The organism is Streptomyces daghestanicus, assembly GCF_020521275.1.
Taxonomy (GTDB): Bacteria; Actinomycetota; Actinomycetes; order Streptomycetales; family Streptomycetaceae; genus Streptomyces; species Streptomyces griseoviridis.
Window position 1 is genome coordinate 574195 of record NZ_BNDX01000010.1, and the last position, 24501, is coordinate 598695.

Annotated in this window: 23 protein-coding genes; 12 read left to right on the forward strand and 11 right to left on the reverse strand. The window is 73.9% G+C overall.

Annotated elements, in window-relative coordinates; genetic code table 11:
- Positions 1 to 77: 77 nt before the first annotated feature.
- The 3 genes from Sdagh_RS21670 to Sdagh_RS21680 are packed head-to-tail and all read left to right on the forward strand — an operon-like array spanning position 78 to position 3561.
- On the forward strand, positions 78 to 1034 hold the full coding sequence (locus tag Sdagh_RS21670; RefSeq protein ID WP_189416687.1) for an NTP transferase domain-containing protein: 957 nt from the start codon (positions 78 to 80) through the stop codon (positions 1032 to 1034).
- Complete coding sequence (locus Sdagh_RS21675) at positions 1031 to 2467, forward strand: molybdopterin molybdotransferase MoeA (protein ID WP_189416684.1); 1437 nt, start codon at positions 1031 to 1033, stop codon at positions 2465 to 2467. The genes Sdagh_RS21670 and Sdagh_RS21675 overlap by 4 nt, the downstream gene beginning before the upstream one ends.
- Complete coding sequence (locus tag Sdagh_RS21680) at positions 2464 to 3561, forward strand: potassium channel family protein (RefSeq protein ID WP_189416681.1); 1098 nt, start codon at positions 2464 to 2466, stop codon at positions 3559 to 3561. The genes Sdagh_RS21675 and Sdagh_RS21680 overlap by 4 nt, the downstream gene beginning before the upstream one ends.
- A 60-nt stretch (positions 3562 to 3621) precedes the next feature.
- On the opposite strand, the gene Sdagh_RS21685 is transcribed toward Sdagh_RS21680, so the two are convergent.
- Both Sdagh_RS21685 and Sdagh_RS21690 read right to left on the reverse strand, forming a co-directional pair.
- A complete protein-coding gene (locus tag Sdagh_RS21685) occupies positions 3622 to 4488 on the reverse strand; it encodes an ABC transporter permease (protein ID WP_189416677.1) in 867 nt (288 codons plus the stop codon).
- Complete coding sequence (locus Sdagh_RS21690; protein WP_190078658.1) at positions 4485 to 5507, reverse strand: ATP-binding cassette domain-containing protein; 1023 nt, start codon at positions 5505 to 5507, stop codon at positions 4485 to 4487. Before Sdagh_RS21690 ends, Sdagh_RS21685 begins: the two co-directional genes overlap by 4 nt.
- 201 nt (positions 5508 to 5708) lie before the next feature.
- On the opposite strand from Sdagh_RS21690, the gene Sdagh_RS21695 reads away from it, so the two are divergent.
- On the forward strand, positions 5709 to 6689 hold the full coding sequence (locus Sdagh_RS21695; protein WP_189416670.1) for an NAD(P)H-quinone oxidoreductase: 981 nt from the start codon (positions 5709 to 5711) through the stop codon (positions 6687 to 6689).
- A gap of 32 nt (positions 6690 to 6721) precedes the next feature.
- Here the strand turns inward: Sdagh_RS21695 and Sdagh_RS21700 are convergent, their stop codons facing one another.
- On the reverse strand, positions 6722 to 7489 hold the full coding sequence (locus tag Sdagh_RS21700) for a hypothetical protein (protein ID WP_190078657.1): 768 nt from the start codon (positions 7487 to 7489) through the stop codon (positions 6722 to 6724).
- Positions 7490 to 7645: 156 nt separating this feature from the next.
- On the opposite strand from Sdagh_RS21700, the gene Sdagh_RS21705 reads away from it, so the two are divergent.
- Complete coding sequence (locus Sdagh_RS21705) at positions 7646 to 8188, forward strand: bacterial proteasome activator family protein (protein ID WP_189416665.1); 543 nt, start codon at positions 7646 to 7648, stop codon at positions 8186 to 8188.
- Between the two features lie 526 nt (positions 8189 to 8714).
- On the forward strand, positions 8715 to 10337 hold the full coding sequence (locus Sdagh_RS21710) for a protein kinase domain-containing protein (RefSeq protein WP_190078656.1): 1623 nt from the start codon (positions 8715 to 8717) through the stop codon (positions 10335 to 10337).
- Between the two features lie 55 nt (positions 10338 to 10392).
- Here the strand turns inward: Sdagh_RS21710 and Sdagh_RS21715 are convergent, their stop codons facing one another.
- From Sdagh_RS21715 to Sdagh_RS21725, 3 genes are all read right to left on the reverse strand, one after another.
- Positions 10393 to 11427 carry a phosphotransferase gene (locus tag Sdagh_RS21715; protein ID WP_189416660.1) on the reverse strand — a complete coding sequence of 345 codons (1035 nt, stop codon included), beginning with the start codon at positions 11425 to 11427 and terminating at the stop codon, positions 10393 to 10395.
- Between the two features lie 216 nt (positions 11428 to 11643).
- On the reverse strand, positions 11644 to 12003 hold the full coding sequence (locus Sdagh_RS21720; RefSeq protein WP_226535511.1) for a pyridoxamine 5'-phosphate oxidase family protein: 360 nt from the start codon (positions 12001 to 12003) through the stop codon (positions 11644 to 11646).
- A 96-nt stretch (positions 12004 to 12099) separates the two neighbouring features.
- Positions 12100 to 12756: a response regulator gene (locus Sdagh_RS21725; RefSeq protein WP_190078655.1), complete on the reverse strand. Its 657-nt coding sequence runs from the start codon at positions 12754 to 12756 to the stop codon at positions 12100 to 12102.
- Positions 12757 to 13077: 321 nt separating this feature from the next.
- Here Sdagh_RS21725 and pdhA point away from each other — a divergent pair, with 321 nt between their 5' ends.
- From pdhA to Sdagh_RS21740, 3 genes are read left to right on the forward strand one after another with little or no spacing between them, the layout of a single operon-like run.
- A complete protein-coding gene (gene pdhA, locus Sdagh_RS21730; RefSeq protein ID WP_190078654.1) occupies positions 13078 to 14355 on the forward strand; it encodes a pyruvate dehydrogenase (acetyl-transferring) E1 component subunit alpha in 1278 nt (425 codons plus the stop codon).
- Between the two features lie 2 nt (positions 14356 to 14357).
- The gene (locus Sdagh_RS21735) at positions 14358 to 15335 is read left to right on the forward strand and encodes an alpha-ketoacid dehydrogenase subunit beta (RefSeq protein WP_189416654.1); all 978 of its coding nucleotides are present in this window, start codon (positions 14358 to 14360) and stop codon (positions 15333 to 15335) included.
- Between the two features lie 10 nt (positions 15336 to 15345).
- Positions 15346 to 16779: a dihydrolipoamide acetyltransferase family protein gene (locus Sdagh_RS21740; RefSeq protein ID WP_190078653.1), complete on the forward strand. Its 1434-nt coding sequence runs from the start codon at positions 15346 to 15348 to the stop codon at positions 16777 to 16779.
- Positions 16780 to 16843: 64 nt separating this feature from the next.
- Here the strand turns inward: Sdagh_RS21740 and Sdagh_RS21745 are convergent, their stop codons facing one another.
- The gene (locus Sdagh_RS21745; protein WP_189416652.1) at positions 16844 to 17722 is read right to left on the reverse strand and encodes a D-alanyl-D-alanine carboxypeptidase family protein; all 879 of its coding nucleotides are present in this window, start codon (positions 17720 to 17722) and stop codon (positions 16844 to 16846) included.
- Between the two features lie 218 nt (positions 17723 to 17940).
- Between Sdagh_RS21745 and Sdagh_RS21750 the strand changes: the two genes are divergently transcribed.
- The 3 genes from Sdagh_RS21750 to Sdagh_RS21760 all read left to right on the forward strand — a co-directional run bounded on the left by Sdagh_RS21750 (position 17941) and on the right by Sdagh_RS21760 (position 20962).
- The gene (locus Sdagh_RS21750; protein ID WP_189416651.1) at positions 17941 to 18591 is read left to right on the forward strand and encodes a GntR family transcriptional regulator; all 651 of its coding nucleotides are present in this window, start codon (positions 17941 to 17943) and stop codon (positions 18589 to 18591) included.
- Positions 18588 to 19889 carry an MFS transporter gene (locus tag Sdagh_RS21755; RefSeq protein WP_190010000.1) on the forward strand — a complete coding sequence of 434 codons (1302 nt, stop codon included), beginning with the start codon at positions 18588 to 18590 and terminating at the stop codon, positions 19887 to 19889. Before Sdagh_RS21750 ends, Sdagh_RS21755 begins: the two co-directional genes overlap by 4 nt.
- 110 nt (positions 19890 to 19999) lie before the next feature.
- Complete coding sequence (locus tag Sdagh_RS21760; protein WP_226535514.1) at positions 20000 to 20962, forward strand: IS481 family transposase; 963 nt, start codon at positions 20000 to 20002, stop codon at positions 20960 to 20962.
- 121 nt (positions 20963 to 21083) lie between these two features.
- Here Sdagh_RS21760 and Sdagh_RS21765 read toward each other — a convergent pair whose 3' ends face one another.
- The 4 genes from Sdagh_RS21765 to Sdagh_RS21780 all read right to left on the reverse strand — a co-directional run bounded on the left by Sdagh_RS21765 (position 21084) and on the right by Sdagh_RS21780 (position 24490).
- Positions 21084 to 21908, reverse strand: a complete 825-nt coding sequence (locus tag Sdagh_RS21765) for a maleylpyruvate isomerase family mycothiol-dependent enzyme (protein ID WP_189416643.1) — start codon at positions 21906 to 21908, stop codon at positions 21084 to 21086.
- A gap of 177 nt (positions 21909 to 22085) precedes the next feature.
- Positions 22086 to 22604, reverse strand: coding sequence for an LURP-one-related/scramblase family protein (locus Sdagh_RS21770; protein ID WP_190078270.1), 519 nt, complete (start codon positions 22602 to 22604; stop codon positions 22086 to 22088).
- Positions 22605 to 22831: 227 nt separating this feature from the next.
- On the reverse strand, positions 22832 to 23077 hold the full coding sequence (locus Sdagh_RS21775) for a DUF6458 family protein (RefSeq protein WP_189416637.1): 246 nt from the start codon (positions 23075 to 23077) through the stop codon (positions 22832 to 22834).
- 114 nt (positions 23078 to 23191) lie between these two features.
- A complete protein-coding gene (locus tag Sdagh_RS21780) occupies positions 23192 to 24490 on the reverse strand; it encodes a M18 family aminopeptidase (RefSeq protein WP_189416635.1) in 1299 nt (432 codons plus the stop codon).
- Between the last annotated feature and the right edge of the window lie 11 nt (positions 24491 to 24501).

Sequence of the window (24501 nt, forward strand, 5' to 3'; positions counted from 1 at the left end):
ACGCGTCGAGGTCCGCGCCCGGCACGCGCCCGCTCCCCCGCGTTCCCTGTGATCGGCCGGGCCCCCATACTCGGAGGGTGACCGCGTACGAGTCTCCCGGTGCCGCCGGCGACGGCGCCGCTCCCGCGACGGGGGCGGCCCCCGCCGGGTACGACGCCGTCGTCCTCGCCGGCGGGGGCGCCCGGCGGCTCGGCGGCGCGGACAAGCCCGGCGTCCGGGTCGGCGGGCGCGCGCTGCTCGACCGGGTGCTCACCGCCTGCGCCGGGGCCTCGGCCACCGTCGTCGTCGCCGGACCGCGGCCGACCGCGCGGCCCGTCCTCTGGGCCCGTGAGGACCCGCCCGGCACCGGACCGGTCGCCGCGCTCGCCGCCGGGCTGCGGCACACCACCGCGGAGCGGGTCGTCGTCCTCTCGGCCGACCTGCCCTTCCTCACCGCGGCCACGGTGGACGGTCTGGTGGCGGCGCTCGCGGCGGGCTCCGCCGAAGGCGTGCTGGTCACCGACGCCGACGGCCGGGACCAGCCCCTCGTCGCCGCCTACCGGGCGTCCGCGCTCCGCCGGGAACTCGCCGCACTGACCGCCGCGCACGCGGGCCTCGCGGGGCTGCCGCTGCGCCGGCTGACCGGGGGACTGCGGCTCGGCCGCGTCCCCGATCCCGTCGCGTCCTACGACTGCGACACCTGGGACGACATCGCCACCGCCAGGGCACGCATCAGGGAGCATGGGCACGTGTTGGATGACTGGATTTCCGCCGCCAAGGACGAACTGGGTCTCGATCTCGACGTCGACACCGCCGTCCTGCTCGACCTCGCCCGCGACGCCGCCCACGGTGTGGCCCGGCCCGCCGCCCCGCTGACCACCTTCCTCGTCGGCTACGCGGCCGGCCGGGCGGGCGGCGGCCCCGAGGCCGTCGCCGAGGCCGCCCGCAAGGCCGCGGCGCTCGCCCTGCGCTGGCAGGAGGAGACCGCCTCCGGCACGGCGGCCCCCGGTGCGGCCGGTGACGGTCCCGCCGGCCGTCCGGCGGACGCCGGATGACCCCCCGCCCCGGCGGGACGGGACTGGACGCCGAGGACCTCGACGTCGAGGAGGCGCTCGCCCTCGTGAACGACCACCGCGGCCCCGCCCCGGACGACGCGCACGGGGACGGCACCCGCCGGGACGGCTCCCGCCGGGACCCCGCCCCGCACGGGGAGGACGCGGACCAGGGGGCCGTGCGGGACGGCGGCGGCACCCCGGCCGGACCCGGCCGCCCCCGTCACCGGGCAGCCGCCTGGGCGGACGCGCGGGCGACCGCATCCCGGGCCGGGCGGGCCGCCGCCCGCGCGGCCGGCCGGACCCCCGTCTCCGTCCCCCTCGACGCGGCCCTCGGGCTCACCCTGGCCGTGCCGCTCGCCGCCCTCACCGACCTGCCCTCCTTCGACACCTCCGCGATGGACGGCTGGGCGGTCGCCGGGCCCGGCCCCTGGGCGGTACGGGAGGAGGGCGTGCTCGCGGGCCACGCCGGACAGCCGCTCCTCGCCGACGGCGAGGCCGTCCGGATCGCCACCGGCGCCCGGGTCCCCGCCGACACCACGGCCGTGCTCCGCAGCGAACACGGCCGGACCGACGCCCAGCACCGCCTGCACGCGACCCGTCCGGTCACCCAGGGCCAGGACATCCGCCCCCGCGGCCAGGAGTGCGGGCGCGGCGACCAGTTGCTGCCGGCCGGTGCCCCGGTGACCCCGGCCGTGCTGGGGCTGGCCGCGGCGGCCGGGTACGACACCCTCACCGCGGTGCCCCGCCCCCGCGTCGAGGTCCTGGTCCTCGGCGACGAACTCCTCACCGAGGGCCTGCCGCACGACGGCCTCATCCGGGACGCGCTCGGCCCCATGCTCCCCTCCTGGCTGCGCGCCTGCGGCGCCGAGGTCACCGGGGTCCGCCGGCTCGGCGACGACGCCGGCGCCCTGCACCGGGCGGTGACCGCGTCCGGCGCCGACCTGATCGTGACCACCGGCGGCACCGCGGCCGGCCCGGTCGACCACCTCCACCCCACGCTGCGCCGCGTCGGCGCCGAATTCCTGGTGGACGGTGTGCGGGTGCGGCCCGGCCACCCCATGCTGCTGGCCCGCACCGGAGAGGCCCAGCACCTCGTCGGGCTGCCGGGGAACCCGCTCGCGGCCGTCTCCGGGCTGCTCACGCTCGCCGAGCCGCTGCTGCGGACCCTGGCGGCCCGTCCGGGCCCGGAGCCGTACGCCCTGCCGCTGCGGGGCGAGGTGCACGGGCACCCGCACGACACCCGGCTCGTCCCGGTGGTCCTGCGCGGGGACGCCGCCGTGCCGCTGCGCTACAACGGACCGGCCATGCTGCGCGGGATCGCGGCCGCCGACGCCCTGGCGGTCGTACCACCCGGCGGCGCACGGCCGGGTCAGGAGGCCGAGGTGCTGGAACTGCCGTGGGCCACCAGCGGAACCGGAGCGTGTTTCACGTGAAACTTCCCGGCCACGACGCGATCGCGCGCCAGGCGGACGAGCACCTCGTGACCCACAAGGTGAAGCTGCCCAGGAAGCTGGTGGAGCACCCGATCCGCCAGGTCGGCAAACGGCTCTCCTGGGCGCTCGTCGTGCTGGTGGCGACCGCGCTCATCGTCTGGGCCGACAGCGACGGCTACACCGACAACTCCGATCAGTCCGTCGATCTCCTGGACGCCTTCTACTACGCGACCGTCACCCTCTCCACCACCGGGTACGGCGACATCACCCCGGTCAGCGACGCCGCCCGGCTGACCAACATCTTCGTCATCACGCCGCTGCGCGTGCTCTTCCTGATCATCCTCGTCGGCACCACGCTGGAAGCCCTCACCGAACGCACCCGGGAGGAGTGGCGACTGAACCGCTGGAGGTCCACCTTGCGCGATCACACCGTCGTCGTCGGCTTCGGCACGAAGGGCAGGTCGGCGGTCCGCACCGTCTGCGCGACGGGCCTGCGCAAGGAGCAGGTGGTGGTCGTCGATCCGAGCGGCAAGGCGATCGAGGCCGCCACGGCCGACGGTTTCGCCGGGGTGATAGGCGATGCCACCCGCAGCGAGGTGCTGAAGCGGGCCGAGGTGCACCGGGCGCGGCAGATCATCATCGCGACCCAGCGCGACGACACGGCGGTGCTGGTCGCGCTGACGGCCCGGCAGCTCAACAAGGGCGCCAAGATCGTGGCGGCGGTCCGCGAGGAGGAGAACGCGCCGCTGCTGAAGCAGTCCGGCGCCGACGCGGTGATCACCAGCGCCAGCGCGGCGGGCCGGCTGCTCGGGCTCTCCGTGCTGAGCCCCGCCGCCGGCATGGTGATGGAGGACCTCATCAGCCAGGGCAGCGGGCTCGACCTGGTGGAACGGCCCGTCATAAAGTCCGAGGTGGGCAAGGGCCCGCGCGAGGTCGACGACCTGGTGGTGAGCGTGCTGCGCGGGCACCGGGTGCTCGGTTACGACGATCCCGCGGTCGGTGGCCTGGAACTGACGGACCGCCTGATCACGATCATCCGGGCGTCCCCGGGCACGCAGATCGCGCCGGACGTCCGGCCGCTGCCCCAGGACTGACCCGGCCGGGCGGTCACGGCGGCTGCGGAACCGCAGGTACCGGCGGTCGTGAGCCGGAGGTCACCGGCGGTTGTAGAGCCGCATCGTGACCGGGCCGAAGACCAGCAGGAACAGCGCCGACCAGCCCAGCGTCCAGAGGAGGTCGTCGCCGGGCGGGTCGCCCGCCATCAGCCCCCGCACCGCGGAGGCCAGGTGGGTGACCGGGCTGTTGTCGACGAACCCCCGGAGCCAGCTCGGCATGGTCGCGGGGTCGACGAAGACGTTGGACAGGAAGGTGAGCGGGAAGATCACCATCATGCTGACGCTCATCACCGCCTTCTCGGTGCGCAGCATCAGCCCGAACATCGTCCAGACCCACGAGAAGGCGAACGAGAACAGCAGCAGCAGCGCGATCCCGGCGACCACCCCGGCGGCCCCGCCGGCCGGCCGGTAGCCGAGGACCAGACCGACGACGAGCATCACCGCGGAGGCGATGCTGTAACGCAGGGCGTCGCCGAGCAGATAGCCGATCATCGCGGCCGGCCGCCAGATCGGCAGGGACCGGAAGCGGTCGAAGACGCCCTTCTGGATGTCGGTGTTCACCGACATCCCGGTGTACATCGTGATCATGACGACGCAGAGCACGAGGACGCCGGGCAGCACGAACTGCAGGTACTCGGACGGCGAACCGGCCAGCGCCCCGCCGAAGAGGTACGTGAACATCAGCAGGTTCATGATCGGGAACGCGGTGACGTCGAACAGCTGCTCCGGCACGTGCTTGAGCTTGAGGACCGCGCGCCGGCCGAACGTCAGCGACGTCGACAGGGCGCCGGGTCGCGGCGGCCGTTCCCCGGCGACCAGCAGGGCGGCCAGCGACTCGGCGCTGACCGGGGCGAGGTCCGGGTCCCCGGTGCGGCCCTCGCCCTGCGCGCTCGTGGCCGTACTCATGCCGCCACCCCGTCCTTCGGGTCGTCGTCAGGGCTCGGCAGTCCCTCCTGCCCGGTGCCGTGGCCGGTCAGCGCGAGGAAGACCTCGTCGAGGCTGGGCTGCCCCAGGGAGAAGTGGTCGACGGTGATGCCCGCCCGGGTCAGCGCGGCGAGCGCGCGGGCGGCCTGCTCGGCGGCGCTGTCCCCGGCCGTCGCGGTCAGCCGGGCGGTCAGCGCCACCGGATCGCCGTCGAGCTGAACCTCGGCGGCGGGCAGCCCGCGCAGCACCCGCTCGGCGTCGGCCCGCCGCCCGGCCTCGCGCAGCCGCAGGTGCACCGAACCGGCGCCGACGGACGCCTTCAGCTCGCCCTTCGTCCCCTCGGCGATCACCTTCCCCCGGTCGATGACGGCGATCCGGGACGCGAGCTGGTCGGCCTCGTCCAGGTACTGCGTGGTCAGCAGCACCGTGGTGCCCTGGGCGACGACCGCGCGCACGATGTTCCACACCTGGTTGCGGCTGCGCGGGTCGAGGCCGGTGGTCGGCTCGTCCAGGAAGAGCAGGTCGGGGGTGTTGAGGATGGACGCGGCGATGTCGATCCGGCGCCGCATGCCACCGGAGTAGTGCTTGATCTGCCGGGACGCCGCCTCGGTGAGCCCGAAGGCCGCCAGCAGCTGTTCGGAGCGCCGCCGGGCGGCCGCCCGGCCGTGGCCGAGGAGGCGGGCCAGCAGCGTCAGGTTCTCGGCGCCGGTGAGGTCCTCGTCCACGGACGCGTACTGCCCGGTGAGGCTGACCCGGGCGCGTACCTCGTCCGCCTCGCGCACCACGTCGTGGCCGAAGACGCGGGCCTCGCCGGCGTCCGGTCTGAGCAGCGTGGCGAGCATCCGGACCGCGGTGGTCTTGCCCGCGCCGTTCGGCCCGAGCACGCCGTAGACCGTGCCGGCCGGTACCCGCAGGTCCACCCCGTCCACGGCCCGGGTCGTGCCGAACGTCTTGACCAGGCCCGCGGTCTCGATCGCGAGGCCGGACGTCTCCGTGCTCATGCTGGGTTCCTTCCGCGTCGTCGTCCACCCGGGGAGGACCCGCGCCGTCCCGCGGACTCCTCGCCCGCGCGCGGCCGGGCCCCGGCGCCGTGCTCGTCCCGGCCGCGGCCGGGACGAGCGGGGCGGGCCGGGAGCGCGGGGCGGGCGGGGACCGCCGGGTCGGACGGGTCCGCCGGGGTGCGCGGGGGTAGCGTCCCCCTCATGCATGCGATCACGATCCCCGAACCCGGAGGCCCCGAGGCGCTGGTCTGGGCCGAGGTCCCCGACCCCGTGCCCGGCGAGGGCGAGGTCCTCGTCGAGGTGACGGCCGGCGCCGTCAACCGGGCCGACATCATGCAGCGCCAGGGTCACTACCCGCCGCCGCCCGGCGCGTCCTCCTACCCCGGCCTGGAGTGCTCCGGGCGGATCGCCGCGCTCGGCCCCGGCGTGTCCGGCTGGTCGGTGGGCGACGAGGTGTGCGCGCTGCTGGCCGGCGGCGGCTACGCCGAGAAGGTCGCCGTCCCGGCCGGGCAGGTACTGCCGGTGCCCGAGGGCGTCGGTCTGAAGGAGGCCGCGGCGCTGCCCGAGGTGGTCTGCACGGTCTGGTCGAACGTCTTCATGATCGCCCGGCTGCGGGCCGGCGAGACCTTCCTCGTGCACGGCGGTTCCAGCGGCATCGGCACCATGGCGATCCAGCTCGCCAAGGCGGCCGGCGCGCGGGTCGCCGTGACCGCGGGCAGCCGGGAGAAGCTGGAGCGCTGCGCCGAGCTGGGCGCGGACATCCTGGTCAACTACCGGGAGCAGGACTTCGTCGCCGAGGTCAGGGAGGCCACCGGCGGCGCGGGCGCCGACGTCATCCTGGACAACATGGGCGCCAAGTACCTGGAGCGCAACCTCCAGGCGCTCGCGTTCAACGGCCGGCTCGCGATCATCGGCATGCAGGGCGGCCGGAAGGCCGAGCTGGACATCGGCGCCCTGCTCGCCAAGCGCGCCACCGTGGGCGGGGCCGGGCTGCGCGCCCGTCCGCTGGACGAGAAGGCGGCCGTCGTCGCCGCCGTGCGCGAACACGTCTGGCCGCTCGTCGCCGCCGGCCGGGTCCGTCCGATCGTCGACCGGGAACTGCCGATGAGCGACGCGTCCGCCGCCCACCGGGTCGTCGAGGAGAGCGGACACATCGGCAAGGTGCTGCTGCTCGCGCCGTAGCCCGCGTCCCGCCCGCGTCACCGGCTGCGCCCTCATGGCCGGCGCAGCCGCAGGCCGACGAAGGCCAGGCCCATGCCCAGCCCGAGGAGGACCAGCCCGCTGCCCAGGGGCAGCACCCGAGGGCCCGTCCGCCCCTCCTCCGCGCGAGGGAGGGACCGGGGCACCGGCCGCACCGGGACCTCGGACGCGTCCCGCCCGGCCTCCGGGGGCCCGGTGGAGGCGTCGGGGCCGACCGCGCCGCCGTGCTCCTCCGCTCCGCCGGGGTCCCGCCCCGACGCGCCGGTCCCGTCACCGGCGCCGTGCTCCCGCGCGTACGACTCCCCCGGGCCGCCCGGCCGCTGCCGTACCTCCCCGGACCGGTCCCGCGCCCGGGGCCGTTCCGGCCGGCCGGCGGGCCGGGACGCGGGCCGGGAGGGCCCGGCGGACCGGGAGGGCCCGGCGGACCGGGAGGGCCCGGCGGGCCGCGCCGACGCGGACCGTCCGGCGCCCGAGGGGCTGGGGGAGGCCGAGGCACCCGGGGAGCGCCCGGCCGCGTCGCCGTCCCGCGACGCCGAGGGTGCCGGCGGACCGCTCCCGCCGGGACCGTCCGACGGGCCGGCCCCGTCCCGGGGAGCCCGCGGAGCGCCGGAGGGGGGCCGCGCGGACGGGGAGGCGTGCGCGGCGGGGACCGGTGCCGTCGCCTCGGCCCCGTACGCCGTGGGGGCCGCCCGGTACGACGGTCCGGCCGCGCCCGTGGCCAGGAGCCCCGCCAGTCCGCAGAGTCCCGCCCGCAGGGCGGCCCCGCCCAGCCATGGAGTCACGTCGGTGACCCCCTCCCGGTACCCGTCGCCAAGACCGACGGAACAAGCGTCACACTCCGCGACCCTCACGGCATTCCGGGCGCGTCCGAACGCGGCGGCCGGGTTCGGACGGGGGCGCCCCCGGACCGCGGACCGGGTGTGCGAGAGAATGGGGGCATGGAGATGCCGAGGAACGACAGGTCGCCGGAGAAGCCCCAGATCCTGGTCGTCGGCCAGGACGGCATGGCGCTCGGTGGCGGCGGGGACGGCGACGGCGACGCCCGTGAGACGCCGGTGACCGATCAGGTCGAGCAGCCGGCGAAGGTGATGCGGATCGGCAGCATGATCAAGCAGCTGCTGGAGGAGGTGCGCGCCGCTCCCCTGGACGACGCCAGCCGGGCCCGGCTCAAGGAGATCCACTCCAGCTCGGTGAAGGAGCTGGAGGACGGTCTCGCGCCGGAGCTGGTCGAGGAGCTGGAGCGGCTCTCCCTGCCCTTCACGGAGGAGGCGACCCCGAGCGACGCGGAGCTGCGGATCGCCCAGGCGCAGCTGGTCGGCTGGCTGGAGGGTCTGTTCCACGGCATCCAGACCACCCTGTTCGCGCAGCAGATGGCCGCGCGGGCCCAGCTGGAGCAGATGCGCCGCGCCCTGCCGCCGGGCATGGGTGACGGCGAGGACGGCCCGCACCCGGGCGGCCGTTCGGGGGGCCCGTACCTGTAGGGAACCCACCGGGAGCGCACGCCCCGGTGCGCACCGCGCACAGCGAGAAGCCCGCATCCGAGGGGTCCGGCGGCCTCGGCCGCCGGACCCCTCGGCCGTGCGGTCCGCGAAGTCCGCCCCGGTGACCGCCGGCCGTTTCGGCGCACGCCGAGCAGCCCGTCAGCACGGGAACGCGATCGTGGCGAAGGTCACTCACCCCGACGCGGCCCCGGCCGGGCGCCCGCGGGGAGGGACATGATCCACTCCGCGGTTCCGCCCAGTCTGCCCGAGCCCCCCGACACGTCAAGCGGGGTGCCCGATCCGTGACCGTACGCGAAGGAAGCGTCATGGATGCGTCACGGCGCGGGCGCGCACGGTGCACAGAATTTGCACGGCAGTACGGAACCAGGGTTTCATGACCGGTCCGTCACGTGCCGGTCCCGGCCACCGTCTCGGACCGGAGGCTTGCGCGGAGGCTGTAGCGTGGCCGACGGAGACCGTGACACAACACCGCGCGTACCGCGGGCAGAAACGACGGCGAGGACTGATGGCACAGCAGCAGCGCGCTCAGGGCCCGTCCGAACCCGAGGCGACTGGCGGCGGTATGTCGGACACGCCGGAAGCCTGGGGCAACGGCGGGCTGGTCGGCGACGGCCGGTACCGGCTGACCCGCAGACTCGGGCGGGGCGGCATGGCCGAGGTGTTCGCCGCGGAGGACGTCCGGCTCGGACGCACCGTGGCCGTCAAGCTGCTCCGCGCCGACCTCGCCGAGGACCCGGTCTCCAAGGCCCGCTTCACGCGCGAGGCGCAGTCCGTGGCCGGCCTGAACCACCACGCGATCGTCGCCGTGTACGACTCCGGCGAGGATGTCGTCGGCGGCCAGTCGGTGCCGTACATCGTCATGGAGATCGTCGAGGGCCGCACCATCCGCGACCTCCTGCTCAACGCCGAGGCACCCGGCCCGGAGCAGGCGCTGATCATCGTCTCCGGCGTCCTGGAGGCGCTGGCCTACTCGCACCAGCACGGCATCGTGCACCGCGACATCAAGCCGGCCAACGTCATCATCACCCACGGCGGCGCGGTGAAGGTGATGGACTTCGGCATCGCCCGCGCCCTGCACGGCGCGTCCACGACGATGACGCAGACCGGCATGGTCATGGGCACCCCCCAGTACCTCTCCCCGGAGCAGGCCCTCGGCAAGGCCGTCGACCACCGCTCCGACCTGTACGCCACCGGCTGCCTGCTCTACGAACTCCTCGCGCTGCGCCCGCCGTTCACCGGCGAGACCCCGCTGTCGGTGGTCTACCAGCACGTCCAGGACATCCCGACGCCTCCGTCCGAGGTCTCCGACGCGGTCCCGCCGGAGCTGGACGGCCTCGTCATGCGCTCGCTGGCCAAGGAGCCCGACGACCGCTTCCAGACCGCCGAGGAGATGCGCGGGCTGGTCCAGTACGCGCTCCAGATGCTCTACGCCCAGGGCGGCCACACCGGCACCTGGAACACCGGCCCGGTCGACCACGACGGGCGGCAGACGCCCGCGGCCGGGATGGGCATGGCGGGCACCACCGTGCTGCCCCACCCCGACCACTCCGGCACCGCGCAGATCCCCCAGCCGATCCTGCCCGGCGGCGGCTACGGCGGCGGGGACGACGGCGGTTTCGAGGGCCACGGCAACCGGGGCAGCGGCCGGGGCAAGCTGTGGATCCTGGCCGTGTTCGCGGTGATCGCCATCGCGGCGGGCGTCGCGCTGGCGCTGAACAACGGCGAGACCGAGGGCGGCGGCGGTACGAAGACCTCGCAGTCGCCGAGCGCCACGCAGAGCACCGACGAGGAGAAGTCCTCCGCGTCGCCGAGCGACGAGACCTCCGACGAGCCCACCGGCGACACCGGCACCGGTCAGGACACCGGCACCGGCAGCGGCGGCGACAGCGGCTGGCAGCAGTCGTACCAGCCGTCCTGGACGCCGTCCGTGACGCAGTCCCAGGAGACCAGCCAGGAGCCCACCGGCGAGGAGACCGGCGGCGCCCAGCCCACGGACACCGCGACCGGTGACGACGGCGGCGGCGAGGAGACCGGCGGGACCCAGCCGTCGGCCCCCGCGACCGGCGACGACGGCAACGGCGGTGGCGGCGAGGAGGACGGCGGCCTGACCGCCGGTCTCGGCGGCTGAGCGGCCGTCCCCTCCCGGGCCGTCCCCTCCGGGGCTGACCGCCCGCCGGACCCGCTCAGCCGGTGAACGCCTCGCACACCGCGTCGTACTCCCGGGTCCACCACACCGCCAGGGCCGAGGCCGCGGGGAACTGCGGGTCGGCCCGGCGGTCGCCGCGCTCGTAGTGCCAGCGCAGCATCCAGAAGTCGTTGAGCCGCTCCCACCACACCCGGTGCACGGCCGCCTCCAGCTGGGAGGGGGTCGCCCCCGCCGTACGCCGGTACGCGCGGGCGTACGCCCGGACCCGGAGCAGGTCGAGCGGGCCGGTGGGGCGCACGAAGAAGATCGCGGCGGCGCGGACGGCCTCCTCCGCGCGCGGGCGCAGGCCCAGGCGGTCCCAGTCGACGATCGCGGCCGGGGCGTCCCCTCGGTAGAGCAGGTTGAACGGGTGGAAGTCGCCGTGCACCCAGCCCACCGCACCGCCGCGCGGCGGGCGCCGGCCGGCGTGCCGTTCGAGCAGCGCCCGGCGTTCCAGCAGGCGGTGCCGGGCGAGGGCGTCGAAGGAGTCGGCCGGGCGGTGCCGGCGCACCCGTCCGAGCAGGTCGTCGATGAGCGCGAAGGTGTCGGCGGGGTCGGCGCTGACGCCCGCGTCGGGGACGCCGGCGGCCGGGTCCGGGCCGCCGCGGGGACGGGCGCCGCGGGCCGGCATCACGCGTTCCAGGCCGGCGTGGACCGCCCCGAGGAGGGCGCCGAGCCGACCGCACTGGGCCTCGGTGAGCTGGCCGCCGTGCCGGTGCCGGCCCTCGATCCACGGGTGCAGCGCGTAGCAGTGGCCGCCGATGACGACGACCGTGCGGCCGTCCCGGCCGGGCAGCGCGGGGGCCACCGGGACGCCGAGGCCGGCCAGGCGCCGGGTCGCCCGGTGCTGACGGCCGATCGCGGCCGGTGTGGCGGTCTCGGGGTCGAAGTGGTGCTTGAGGAAGAAACGGCCGCGGGTGGTGCACAGGCGCCAGCCGCGGTTGAGCAGGCCCTGGTCGACGGGTTCGCAGGCGAGCGCGGAACCGGCGCGGTACTGGCGGAGGAGGGCGCCCAAGGGGGGCGCGTGAGGCACGGTGGTCGGTACACATAAACGCGGCACGCCGCCGATGCTAGGGCACCAGAAGTGCTCTTGAGCTGCGCATTGTCACACACAGTCGTCGTCGGTCGCTTTCGGTCGCCACCCCGGCAAGGGGTGCTCAGAGGGCGTCCGGGACGTTTCCGAAGTGGTGCCGGCTGGCGTCGCCGTGCCCGTCCATGGCATGGACCACGCGCAGCCGCGGCTCGATGCTCAGGCGGACGGGCCGAAGGGGGCGCCGTCCGCCCGGCCCGGTGCGGGGCCGGACCGTTCGGGCTCGGCCGGGGCAGGCGCGTACGGCTCGCGGCGGCCCACGACCCGGACGCGGCCCACAGGCCCTCGCCCGGTCCGGCGGCTCCGGCGTTGCCGGAGCCGTAGGCGACTCGGCCTTCCGGCGCCGCCCGCGCGGACCCGGTGGTAGCCGCCGTTCCTGGGTACGCGCGGCAGGACCCGGCCGTCGGAGACGATGTGGCGCGCTGAGGCGAGGAGCGGCAGGGCGCGCAGGGTGGTGGCCGCCCGGCCGTAGGCGGTGCGGCCGAGCAGGCCGACGGCGCGGGACGCGTCGAGGGGCATGCCTTCACCGTGTGCCGTGGGGCGGAGGGGGGGCAGGGCCCCCGGCCCCGCGCTCGCGGGACATGAGTCCCGGGTGAACGGAAAGGAGCCGCCCGCTCAGCGCTTCTCCGCCTGGGTCCGGGCGACGTAGGCCGCCGCCTGGGAGCGGCGCTGCATGCCGAGCTTGGCGAGCAGGCTGGAGACGTAGTTCTTGATCGTCTTCTCGGCGAGGTGGAGGCGCTCCCCGATGGCCCGGTTGGTGAGGCCCTCGCCGATCAGTTCCAGGATGCGGCGCTCCTGCTCGGTGAGCCGGGCCAGCCGGTCGTCGTCGGGGCCGCCGCCCTCGCGCAGCCGTTGCAGGACGCGGGCGGTGGTGGCCGGGTCGAGCAGGGAGCGCCCCGCGGCGACGTCCCGGACCGCGGACAGCAGCTCGGCGCCCCGGATGTCCTTCAGGACGTACCCCGAGGCGCCGGCCATGATCGCGTCGAAGAGGGCCTCGTCGTCGGCGTAGGAGGTCAGTACCAGGCAGTGCACGGACTCGTCGTGGGTGCGGATCTCGCGGCACACCTCGACGCCGCTGCCGTCGGGCAGCCGTACGTCGATCACCGCCACGTCCGGGCGGGTGGACGGGATGCGGGCCAGCGCCTCGCCGGCCGTGCCGGCCTCGCCGACCACCTCGATGTCCTCCTCGCCGGAGAGCAGGTCGTGGACACCCCGCCGGACGACCTCGTGGTCATCGAGGAGGAATACCCTGATATGTCCGTCTCCGCGCACGGAGTCAGTCTCCCATACGAACCCTTCCCGCGCCCGGGGCCGCCGGGATAACGTGCCGTTGTCCCGGCCCCCTGCGACGCTGTGACCAGTGCCTGTTCCCGACTTTGCGCATTTACTAGGAAACCCAAGTAAAAACGCAGGTCAGGAGGGGTTTCACAGATATGTGGCGCACTGGGTAACGTGCGTGGTGCAGGATGCTCGCCGGGGCACCTGTCACGCCTGTGCACGACTCCGGCGCACCCACCCCGTGCGCCCGCCGGACACAGGTGAGCCGCACCGCCTCCCGGCGAACCCGGGGGCCGGACCGACGGAGGAGCACACGTGACCGTGGAGAGCACTGCCGCGCGCAAGGCGCGACGCAGCGCCGGGAGCAAGACCGGGGACACCGGGACCCCCGGGGGCACCGGAACGGAGGCGGCCGGCACCACCGGCACCGCAGGCCCCAAGCGCACCAGCAGCACCACCAGCGCCAAGCGCGCCCCCCGCGCCGCGCGCGCCCCCAGGAAGGACGCCGAGCCGCAGCTCGTACAGCTGCTGACGCCCGAGGGCGAGCGGGTGCGGAACGCCGAGTTCGACCCCTACGTCGCCGGTGTCACCCCCGAGGAACTGCGCGGCCTGTACCGCGACATGGTGCTCACCCGCCGCTTCGACGCCGAGGCCACCGCGCTCCAGCGTCAGGGCGAACTGGGCCTGTGGGCCTCGCTGCTGGGCCAGGAGGCCGCGCAGATCGGCTCCGGCCGGGCCACCCGCGAGGACGACTACGTCTTCCCGACCTACCGCGAGCACGGCGTCGCCTGGTGCCGCGGCGTCGACCCGACCAACCTGCTGGGCATGTTCCGCGGCGTCAACAACGGCGGCTGGGACCCCAACAGCAACAACTTCCACCTGTACACCATCGTCATCGGCTCGCAGGCGCTGCACGCCACCGGCTACGCGATGGGCATCACCATGGACGGCGCCGACTCCGCCGTCCTCGCCTACTTCGGCGACGGCGCCTCCAGCCAGGGCGACGTCATGGAGGCGTTCAACTACGCCGCGGTCTACAACGCCCCGGTGATCTTCTTCTGCCAGAACAACCAGTGGGCGATCTCGGAGTCCAACGAGAAACAGACCCGCGTGCCGCTCTACCGCCGCGCCGAGGGCTTCGGCTTCCCCGGCGTCCGCGTCGACGGCAACGACGTGCTGGCCTCCCTCGCGGTCACCCGCTGGGCCCTGGAGCGGGCCCGCCGGGGCGAAGGACCGGCGCTCATCGAGGCGTTCACCTACCGGATGGGCGCCCACACCACCTCCGACGACCCCTCGCGCTACCGCCACGACGACGAGCGGATCGCCTGGGAGGCGAAGGACCCGATCCTCCGCCTGCGCCGCCACCTGGAAGCCGCCCACCACACGGACGAGGGGTTCTTCGCGGAACTGGAGGCGGAGAGCGAGGCGTTGGGCAAACGAGTGCGCGAAGTGGTCCGTGCCATGCCGGACCCGGACCGGTTCGCCCTGTTCGAGCACGCGTACGCGGACGGACACGCGCTCGTCGACGAGGAGCGCGCCCAGTTCGCCGCCTACCAGGCGTCGTTCGCCGACACGGAAGCCGAGGGGGTCTGATCATGGCTGAGAAGATGGCGATCGCCAAGGCGATCAACGAGTCGCTGCGGCACGCCCTGGAGACGGACCCCAAGGTCCTGATCATGGGTGAGGACGTCGGCAAGCTCGGCGGTGTCTTCCGGGTCACCGACGGCCTCCAGAAGGACTTCGGCGAGAGCCGCGTCGTCGACACCCCGCTCGCCGAGTCCGGCATCGTCGGCACCGCGATCGGCCTCGCCCTGCGCGGCTACCGCCCGGTGGTGGAGATCCAGTTCGACGGCTTCGTCTTCCCGGCGTACGACCAGATCGTCACGCAGCTCGCGAAGATGCACGCCCGCGCGCTGGGCAAGGTCAGGATGCCGGTCGTCGTGCGCATCCCCTACGGCGGCGGCATCGGCGCGGTCGAGCACCACTCGGAGTCCCCCGAGGCACTCTTCGCGCACGTGGCGGGCCTGAAGGTGGTCACGCCGTCCAACCCGGCGGACGCCTACTGGATGATGCAGCAGGCCATCCAGAGCGACGACCCGGTGATCTTCTTCGAGCCCAAGCGCCGCTACTGGGACAAGGGCGAGGTCGACACCGAGGCGATCCCCGGTCCGTTGCACCGGGCGCGGGTGGCCCGCGAGGGCACCGACCTCACCCTGGTCGCCTACGGCCCGATGGTGAAGCTCTGCCTGGAGGCCGCCGACGCGGCCGCGGAGGAGGGCCGCTCCCTGGAGGTCGTCGACCTGCGCTCGATCTCCCCGCTGGACTTCGACACCGTGCAGTCCTCGGTGGAGAAGACCGGCCGGCTGGTCGTGGTGCACGAGGCGCCGGTGTTCCTCGGCTCGGGCGCGGAGATCGCCGCGCGGATCACCGAGCGCTGCTTCTACCACCTGGAGGCGCCCGTGCTCCGGGTCGGCGGCTACCACGCGCCGTACCCGCCGGCGCGCCTGGAGGAGGAGTACCTGCCCGACCTGGACCGGGTGCTGGATGCCGTCGACCGCTCGCTGGCGTACTGAGGAGAGGGCCGTGACGACGATGACGGAGAGCGCCGTGGGCGCGGTGCGCGAGTTCAAGATGCCCGACGTGGGCGAGGGGCTCACCGAGGCCGAGATCCTCAAGTGGTACGTCCAGCCCGGTGACACGGTCACCGACGGGCAGGTGGTGTGCGAGGTCGAGACGGCCAAGGCCGCCGTCGAACTGCCCATCCCCTACGACGGCGTGGTCCGCGCGCTGCACGTCCCCGAGGGCACCACCGTGGACGTGGGCACGGTGATCATCGCCGTGGACACCGGCGGCGGCACGGCCGCCGGGCCGGCACCGGAGACCGCGCCGGCGGACCAGGCCGGTGCCCCGGAGCCCGAGCAGCCCCCGGCCCGGCAGCCGGTCCTGGTCGGCTACGGCGTGGCCACCTCCGCCACCCGCCGTCGCCCCCGCAAGGGCGCCCCGGCGGACCGGACCCCCGCCGCTTCCGCCCCCGCCGCCTCCGGAGGGCAGGCGCCGGCCGCGCTCCGGGCGGAGCTGAACGGCGGCGCGCCGGCCCGCCCGGCCACCGCCGGGCGTCCGCTGGCCAAGCCCCCGGTGCGCAAGCTCGCCAAGGACCTCGGCGTCGACCTGACGACCGTGGTCCCGTCCGGGCCGGACGGCGTCATCACCCGCGAGGACGTGCACGCGGCCGTGGCGCCGCCCGCCTCCCCGGAGCCGGACCTGGCCGCCGGCCGGGCCCCCGCCGCCACGCCCGCCCCCGTGGCGTACGACGCGGCCCGCGAGACCCGGGTCCCGGTCAAGGGCGTCCGCAAGGCGACGGCGGCGGCGATGGTCGGCTCGGCCTTCACCGCGCCGCACGTGACCGAGTTCGTGACGGTCGACGTGACCCGCACGATGAAGCTGGTCGAGGAGCTGAAGCGGGACAAGGAGTTCGAGGGGCTGCGGGTGAGCCCGCTGCTGCTCGTCGCCAAGGCCCTGCTGGTCGCGATCCGCCGCCACCCGGACATCAACGCGTCCTGGGACGAGGCCGCCCAGGAGATCGTGCTCAAGCACTACGTCAACCTGGGCATCGCGGCCGCCACCCCCCGTGGCCTGATCGTGCCGAACATCAAGGACGCGGACGCCAAGACCCTTCCGGAGCTGGCCCGTTCACTCGCCGAGCTGGTCGCCACGGCCCGGGAGGGCAAGACCTCCCCGGCCGCGATGCGTGGCGGCACGGTCACCATCACCAACGTCGGCGTCTTCGGCGTCGACACCGGCACGCCGATCCTCAACCCGGGCGAGTCCGCGATCCTCGCGGTCGGCGCGATCAAGCCGCAGCCCTGGGTCCACAAGGGCAAGGTGAAGCCCCGACAGGTCACCACGCTGGCGCTCAGTTTCGACCACCGCCTGGTCGACGGCGAGCTGGGCTCCCGGGTGCTGGCCGACGTGGCGGCCGTACTGGAGCAGCCCAAGCGCCTGATCACCTGGGCGTAGCGGGCACGCGGAAGGGGGTCCACCGCCCGCCGGCGGTGGACCCCCTTCCGTCGCGCCGGGTGCGTCAGCTGATCTTGGCGTAGCCGTAGTTGACGAGCTTCTTCACGTCCGAGGTGCGGTTGGCGGCCGAGGACGAGGTGAGCACCGCGCCGACGACCGACTCGCCGTTCTTGGTGGCGGCGAACACCAGGCAGTACTTGGCGGAGGTGCCGGAGCCGGTCTTCACCCCCAGCGTGCCGTTCCAGCCGAGCAGGGTGTTGGTGTTCGACCAGGTGGCCATCGTGCGGGTCGAACCCGACTTGGTGATGGTCTTCGCCTTGTACGACTTGGCCTTCACCACGGTCTTGAAGGTGGAGCTGCCCATCGCGCTGCGGGCGAGCTTGGTCAGGTCGCGCGGCGTCGAGTAGTTGGACCCGTTGCTGATGCCGTCGAACGAGTCGAAGTGCGTCTTGGTCATGCCCAGGCTCTTGGCCATGGAGTTCATCTTGCCGATGAAGTTCTTGGTGCGGGCCGAGACGGTCGAGCCCGATCCGAACTTGTCGGCCAGCGCCATCGCCGCGTCGCAGCCGGACGGCAGCATCATCCCGTAGAGGAGCTGGCGGACGGTGACCTTGTCGCCGACGATCAGCCGGGCCGACGAGGCGCCCTTGGACACGATGTAGTCGCTGTAGGCCTTCTTGATCGTGACCTTGGAGTCCAGGTTCAGGTTCTTCTGCGAGAGCACGACCTTCGCGGTCATGATCTTCGTGGTGGAGGCGGTCAGCCGGGTGGTGTCGGCGGACTTGCTGAAGAGGGTCTTGCCGTTGGCGCTGTTCATCAGGAACCCGCCCTTGGCGGTGATGGTCGGCGTCGCGACGGCCTGCGCGGGTGCCGCGGTGAGCACACCGGTGGCCAGCATGGTGCCGCTGGTCACCGCGACGGCTACGGCCCGGCGGAGGCGCATGCCTTGGATAGCGGTTTTCACGTGAGTTACCCCGATTACGTCTTATGCCCCTGCGGTGCGGCCGAGTTGAGGTCTGGGCAGCAAGGGGGCCACGTCTGTGCGACACGTGACGGGGGTGGATGGTTGCACGGCGGAACCAGGAATCCTCCGGCCGTGCTCCTCCGTCCGCATGGCGGACGGTCCGTTTCATGCGTCCCTGTTGTATCTATCCTGTGGGCATGAGCCTGGCCGTGAAGCAAGCCCCAGCCGCCGACCGCGTCTACACCCATGTCAAGCAGGGCGTCCTCGACCGCCGCTACGAGGGCGGCACCCTGCTCACCGAAGGCGAGCTCGCCGAGGCCGTGGGGGTCTCCCGCACCCCGGTGCGCGAGGCGCTGCTGCGGCTGGAGGCGGAGGGGCTGATCCGGCTCTACCCGAAGAAGGGCGCGCTGGTGCTGCCGGTCTCCGCGCAGGAGATCGCGGACGTGGTGGAGACCCGGCTGCTGGTCGAGGAGTACGCGGCGCGCAAGGCCGTACCCGCCCCGCCCGCGCTCATCGAGCGGCTGGAGGAACTGCTCCGGGAGCACAAGGAGCGGGCCGCGGCCGGGGACCTCGCCGCCGCCGCCGTCGCCGACCGCTGCTTCCACGCGGAGATCGTGCGCAGCGGGGGCAACGAGATCCTCTCCCGGCTCTACGACCAGCTGCGCGACCGCCAGCTGCGGATGGGCGTCGCCGTGATGCACTCCCACCCCGACCGGATCGCCAAGACCATCGTGGAGCACCAGGAGATCCTGGACGCCCTGCGCGCGGGCGACGCGGAGGCGGCCGTCGGGGTCGTCGGCCGGCACGTCGGCTGGTTCTCCCACCTGGCCCGGGGGGAGGTCCGATGAGCAGCGCCGGTACGACTCTGCCCGGTGACCCGCCCGGCGGCCGGCGCGCGATCGCCGTCTGGGGCGTCGGTGTCGCCGTCTACTTCGTCGCCGTCATCTTCCGCACGTCGCTGGGCGTGGCCGGCCTGGACGCCGTGGAGCGCTTCCACGTGGGCGCCTCCGCGCTGTCCACGTTCTCCATACTCCAGCTGCTGGTCTACGCCGGCATGCAGATACCCGTCGGCCTGCTGGTCGACCGGCTCGGCACCAAGAAGGTGCTGGGCATCGGAGTGGTGCTGTTCACGGTGGGCCAGCTCGGCTTCGCCTTCTCCCCGTCCTACGGCACGGCGCTGGCCTCGCGCGCGCTGCTGGGCTGCGGTGACGCGCTGACCTTCATCAGCGTGCTGCGCCTCGGCACCCGCTGGTTCCCGGCCCGGCGCGGCCCGCTGGTCGCGCAGCTGGCCGGCCTCGCGGGCATGGCCGGCAACCTGGTCTCCACCCTCGTCATCGCCCGGCTGCTGCACGGCATCGGCTGGACGGCGGCGTTCGCGGGCAGCGCGCTGGCCGGCGTGGTCGTCCTCGTCCTGCTGCTGCTCTTCCTGAAGGACCACCCGGAGGGCCACGAACCCGAGCCGGTGCCGCACCAGGGCGCGGCGTACGTACGCCGGCAGATCGCCGCCTCCTGGCGGGAGCCGGGGACGCGGCTGGGCCTGTGGGTGCACTTCACCACCCAGTTCCCGGCGATGGTCTTCCTGCTGCTGTGGGGCCTGCCGTTCCTGGTGGAGGCGCAGGGCCTGACCCGGGCCGCGGCGGGCGAACTGCTCACCCTCGTCGTGCTGTCGAACATGCTCGTCGGCCTGGTCTACGGCCAGATCATCGCCCGGCACCACGGGGCGCGGCTGCCGTTGGCCCTGACCACCGTGGGCGCCACGGCGGTGCTGTGGGCGGCGACGCTGGCCTACCCGGCCGAGCACGCGCCGATGTGGCTGCTGATCGTGCTCTGCGTGGTGCTGGGCGCCTGCGGCCCGGCGTCGATGATCGGCTTCGACTTCTCCCGTCCGGCCAACCCGCCGGAGCGTCAGGGCACCGCCTCCGGCATCACCAACATGGGCGGTTTCGTCGCCTCGATGACGACGCTGCTGGCGATCGGGGTGCTGCTGGACGCGACCGGTGACGACTACACGGTCGCGTTCTCGGCGGTGTTCGTGCTCCAGGCGCTGGGGGTCTCGCAGATCCTGCGGCTGCGGCGGCGGGCGGCGAAGCGGGAGCGGGAACGCCTGGTGGCCAGCCGGGTGTCCTCCGTGCACGTGCCCGTCTAGGTGTGCTGTCCCGGGACGTTGGTGACACGCGTGCTGGGTGCTTGAACAGGTGAGGGCCTTCTGGGTTCGGTGTGGATTGCGACATCTGCACCCGACCGCAGGAGGCCCTCGTGTCCCACCGTAACGCCCCGCTGACCCCGACCGGGCGGCTTCGCCCGGCCCGGTGCGTCGTGGACGAAGGCTGGCCGCTGCGGCGGGCCGCGGAACGCTTCCAGGTCAGCCACACCACCGCCGCCCGCTGGGCGGGCCGCTACCGGCAACTGGGCCCGGCCGGGATGCGGGACCGCTCCAGCCGCCCCCACCACAGCCCGCGCCAGACGCCCGCCCCGGTCGAACAGCAGGTGGTGCGGCTGCGACGCGAACACCGGATCGGTCCGGTGCGGCCGGCCGCCCGTTGCGGCATCGCCGCCTCCACCGCGCACCGCATCCCCCTGCGGCACGGCCTGCCCGCACTGGCCGCCTGTGACCGGGCCACCGGTGAGCCCGTGCGCCGCTACGAGCGTGCCAGGCCCGGAGAACTGGTCCACATCGACGTCAAGAAACTCGGCCGCATCCCCGACGGCGGCGGCCACAAAGTCCTCGGCCGGGCAGCCGGCCGAGCCAATCAGGACCGCCGCAACGGCACCGGATACGCCTACCTGCACACCGCCCTGGACGACCACACCCGCCTCGCCTATACCGAAGACCTCCCCGACGAGAAGGCCGCCACCTGCGCCGGCTTCCTCACCCGGGCCGCCGCCTGGTTCGCCGCACGCGGCATCACGATCGAACGGGTCCTCACCGACAACGCCTGGGCCTACACCAAGAACACCTGGCGCGACACCTGCCGCGACCTGGGCATCAGCCCCCGCTGGACCCGGCCCTGGCGGCCGCAGACCAACGGCAAGGTCGAACGCTTCCACCGCACCCTGCTCGAGGAGTGGGCCTACCAGCGGCCCTACACCTCAGACCGCGAACGCCAGGCAGCGTTTCCCGACTGGCTGGACTGGTACAACTACCACCGACCCCACACCGGCATCGGCGGCCACCCACCAGCCAGCCGCGTCACCAACCTGTCCGAACAGCACATCTAGGGCCTGTCGTTCGGATCACGCCGCGGACGCGGGGCCTGGCACGCTCACCGGTGCGAGGAAGGCGCAGCCGATTCCCCGCGACCTGCTTTGAACGACAGGCCCTGGCCGCGGGCCGCCCCGGCTACTTGGTGACCGTGAAGTGGCGCAGGATGGCCGTCGTCAGTTCCGGGTCGCCCTCGGTCTTCACGCGGTCCGACACCGCCTCCGGCGTCACCCGGCCGCAGGCCAGGCGGACGTACGTCTCCCAGTCGAGGGCCAGGGTCGCGGCGGGGCCCAGCGCGGGGGCCGTCTCCAGGGTGCCGCGGCCCTGGATGTCGACGCGGATCGTGCGGAGGAACTCGACGGGGCCGTGGACGTCGAGGACCACGGCCGAGCTGCGGGGCGCGTCCGCGTCCTCGGCGACGATCCGGGGGAGTTCGGCGAGCAGCACGTCCCGGGCGACGTACGCGCCGGGGGAGTCGAGGTTGCCGGGGCGGCCGAGGGCGGCGCGCAGGTCCTGCTCGTGCACCCACACGTCGAAGGCGTGCCGGCGCATCGACTCCTCCAGCGTCAGCTCGGTGCCGAGCGGGCCGCGCACCTTGTGACCGGGGTCGCGGGACTCGTTGCGCAGCTGCCGGTTGCGCCGGATGATCATGTATTCCAGCTCGGCGGTCATCTCCGGCGCCGTGTGGTGGCGGCGGACGTCGACCTGCATCTCCATGTACCGCTGGTGGTCGTTGGTGACGTGGAACAGGTCGCGGGGCAGCGTGTGGATGGGGCGGGGGTCGCCGAGCATCTCCGAGTCCAGGCCCATGACATGGGAGACGACATCGCGCACGGACCAGCCGGGGCACGGCGTACGACGGTTCCACTCGGCTTCCACGAGCGGCTGGACCAGCTCGGATATCGCTTCGATGGAGTGAGTCCAGGCGTCGGCGTAGGGCTGGAGGGTGGGATGCAGACTCACGGAACGGGACCCCTCGGCGGTCGGTACAGGCGGGATGGGCGGCGGTCGGCGGGCGTCTTGGGAGGCTAAGTTACGCTGCTGTGCGGTACCCCGGCAGTGCTTTCGTGTGACGATCGTAGGCCCGTACCGGCCCCTGTGACGCCACGGTGGTGGTGCGCCCGCCGGCGCGACGGCCGGTCAGCCGTCTCCCTCGTCCGTCTCCCGCTCTCTCTCCCGCTCCTTCTCCGCCAGATGGATCACGCACACCGTCAGCGCGATCAGCAGCGCCGGGTCGGCGTCGTCCCGGACGACGTCGAGGCCGTAGGTGTCCCGGACGGTCAGCCACCGCCGGGAGACGACGGCCAGCAGCTCGCCGTCGTACTCGATGGCGAACTCGCGGTCGAGGACGCGGCCGCTGATGTCGAGCCCGGTGCCGTCGGCCAGGGTGACCCGGTAGTGGTCGCGCAGCAGCGACAGCCGCTTGCGCCGGAGGGTGGCCAGGGGCTCCCCGGCCCGCTCGATCACCATGGTGTCGCGCAGCGCGAACATCTTCTGGTGGATGTCGATCAGGACCTGGCCCCGGGCGTCCTTCAGCTCCCAGGTGTCCCGCAGCCGCATCGCCTTGCCGTCGACGAGGAAGACCTTGTTCCCGCGGTCGTCCTCGATCCAGTAGTCGTCGCCGAAGCCGAGCAGCCGGTCGTACACGAGAAATCTCATACGGCGATCGCTTCCCCGGCCGCCGGTCGCCGTCACGCGGCCGGGCGCCGGGTCACGCCGAGGTGGCACCGGGCGTGCCGCGGCCGGACGCCGTCCCGCGGGCGTCCGCCGGCCGGCGGACGGGCACCCGGCACCCCCCGGGCACCCGGCACCCCCCGGTGACCCGGCTCCCCGCCCGCCGCGTCGCGGTGCCGGCGGGTACGGACGCCCGGGTCACGCCGGGGCGGTCAGGCGCCGTAGCCGTTGTGGTAGCCGTCGTGCGTGTGGGGCCGTTCCTCGACCACCGGCGTCGTCGGCGGGACCACGACGCGCCGCCTGCGGGCGATGCTGCTGAAGGTCGCGACACCGATCAGGCCGACGATCATGAAGATCACGCCGACGAGGTCGAGGTTGACGCCCTGCATGTCCCAGTCGGTCGCGAACGTGAGGATGGCTCCCACGGCGATGAGGATGATGCATCCGCCGAGGCCCATGACTGTCGCCTCCCTGTAGATCCGGTCGGTTCCGGTCCTTCCGGTCGATCCGGTTCCGTCCGGTTACCCCGGGAGGCAACACCCATGCGGCGCCGGGCCCTTGCGGCCGCGGGATCAGCCGCGCAGGAACGCCGTCAGGGCGTTCGCCAGCAGGTGGGGGTCGTCCGCGCCGCACAGTTCGCGGGCGCTGTGCATCGACAGGATCGCGGCGCCGATGTCGACGGTCCGGATGCCGTGCCGGGCGGCGGTGATCGGGCCGATCGTGGTGCCGCAGGGCATGGCGTTGTTGGAGACGAACGACTGGAAGGGCACGTCGGCCCGCTCGCAGGCGGCGGCGAAGACCGCGCGGCCCGAACCGTCGGTGGCGTAGCGGTTGTTGACGTTGACCTTGAGGATCGGGCCGCCGTTGACCCGCGGGTGGTGCGTCGGGTCGTGCCGCTCGGCGTAGTTGGGGTGGACGGCGTGGCCGGTGTCGGAGGAGAGGCAGACGGTGCCGGCGAAGGCGCGGGCCCGGTCCTCCAGGGTGCCGCCGCGCGCGAACACCGAGCGTTCCAGCACGGTGCCGAGCAGCGGGCCGTCCGCGCCGGTGTCCGACTGGGAGCCGGTCTCCTCGTGGTCGAAGGCGGCGAGCACGGGGATGGAGGACAGCCGGGCGCCCGTGCTCGCGGCGGCGGCCAGGGCGGCCGTACCGGCGTGCACGGAGAGCAGGTTGTCCATGCGCGGTCCGGCGACGAGGTCCTGGTCGCGGCCCAGGTATGCGGGCGGCTCCACGGAGTGCGTCATCAGGTCCCAGCCGGTGACCGAGCCGGCCGCCAGGCCCGCCTCCTGCTCCAGGAAGGCGATCAGATCGCCGTCGCGGACGTCGGAGCCGAGACCCCAGACAGGCTGGAGGTGGCGCTGCTTGTCGAGCTTGAGGCCGTCCGCGGTGACGTTGCGGTCGAGGTGGATGGCGAGCTGCGGGACGCGCAGCAGGGGGCGGTCGACGTTCACCAGGCGGCTGGAGCCGTCGCGCAGGCTGAGCCGGCCGGCCAGCCCGAGGTCGCGGTCGAGCCAGGAGTTCAGCAGCGGGCCGCCGTAGATCTCCACGGCGACCTGGCGCCAGCCGTGGGCGCCGGTGTCGGGCCGGGGCTTGACGCGCAGGTTGGGCGAGTCGGTGTGCGCGCCGACGACGCGGAAGGGGGTGTGGGCGTCGGCGCCCTCGGGGACGTACCAGGCGATGACCGCGCCGCCCCGCAGGACGTACGCGCCGCCGCTCACCGCGTCCCAGGCGTCCGTCTCCGCGACCTGCCGGAACCCTGCCTTCTCCAGCCGCTGGGCGACGTTCGCCACGGCGTGGTACGGCGTCGGGGAGGCCGCGAGGAAGGTCATCAGGTCGTCGGTGTGGCCGCGGTCGAAGCGGGGGGGTTCGCTCATGGGTTCACCTT

What these genes read in the sequence shown, in the direction of transcription:
- Sdagh_RS21675 (WP_189416684.1), top strand. Translation starts at nt 1,031, where the DNA reads ATGACCCCCCGCCCCGGCGGGACGGGACTGGACGCCGAGGACCTCGAC.
- Sdagh_RS21685 (WP_189416677.1), bottom strand. Translation starts at nt 4,488, where the DNA reads ATGAGTACGGCCACGAGCGCGCAGGGCGAGGGCCGCACCGGGGACCCG.
- Sdagh_RS21690 (WP_190078658.1), bottom strand. Translation starts at nt 5,507, where the DNA reads ATGAGCACGGAGACGTCCGGCCTCGCGATCGAGACCGCGGGCCTGGTC.
- Sdagh_RS21695 (WP_189416670.1), top strand. Translation starts at nt 5,709, where the DNA reads ATGCATGCGATCACGATCCCCGAACCCGGAGGCCCCGAGGCGCTGGTC.
- Sdagh_RS21705 (WP_189416665.1), top strand. Translation starts at nt 7,646, where the DNA reads ATGGAGATGCCGAGGAACGACAGGTCGCCGGAGAAGCCCCAGATCCTG.
- Sdagh_RS21710 (WP_190078656.1), top strand. Translation starts at nt 8,715, where the DNA reads ATGGCACAGCAGCAGCGCGCTCAGGGCCCGTCCGAACCCGAGGCGACT.
- Sdagh_RS21720 (WP_226535511.1), bottom strand. Translation starts at nt 12,003, where the DNA reads ATGCCCCTCGACGCGTCCCGCGCCGTCGGCCTGCTCGGCCGCACCGCC.
- Sdagh_RS21735 (WP_189416654.1), top strand. Translation starts at nt 14,358, where the DNA reads ATGGCTGAGAAGATGGCGATCGCCAAGGCGATCAACGAGTCGCTGCGG.
- Sdagh_RS21745 (WP_189416652.1), bottom strand. Translation starts at nt 17,722, where the DNA reads ATGCGCCTCCGCCGGGCCGTAGCCGTCGCGGTGACCAGCGGCACCATG.
- Sdagh_RS21750 (WP_189416651.1), top strand. Translation starts at nt 17,941, where the DNA reads ATGAGCCTGGCCGTGAAGCAAGCCCCAGCCGCCGACCGCGTCTACACC.
- Sdagh_RS21755 (WP_190010000.1), top strand. Translation starts at nt 18,588, where the DNA reads ATGAGCAGCGCCGGTACGACTCTGCCCGGTGACCCGCCCGGCGGCCGG.
- Sdagh_RS21770 (WP_190078270.1), bottom strand. Translation starts at nt 22,604, where the DNA reads ATGAGATTTCTCGTGTACGACCGGCTGCTCGGCTTCGGCGACGACTAC.
- Sdagh_RS21775 (WP_189416637.1), bottom strand. Translation starts at nt 23,077, where the DNA reads ATGGGCCTCGGCGGATGCATCATCCTCATCGCCGTGGGAGCCATCCTC.
- Sdagh_RS21780 (WP_189416635.1), bottom strand. Translation starts at nt 24,490, where the DNA reads ATGAGCGAACCCCCCCGCTTCGACCGCGGCCACACCGACGACCTGATG.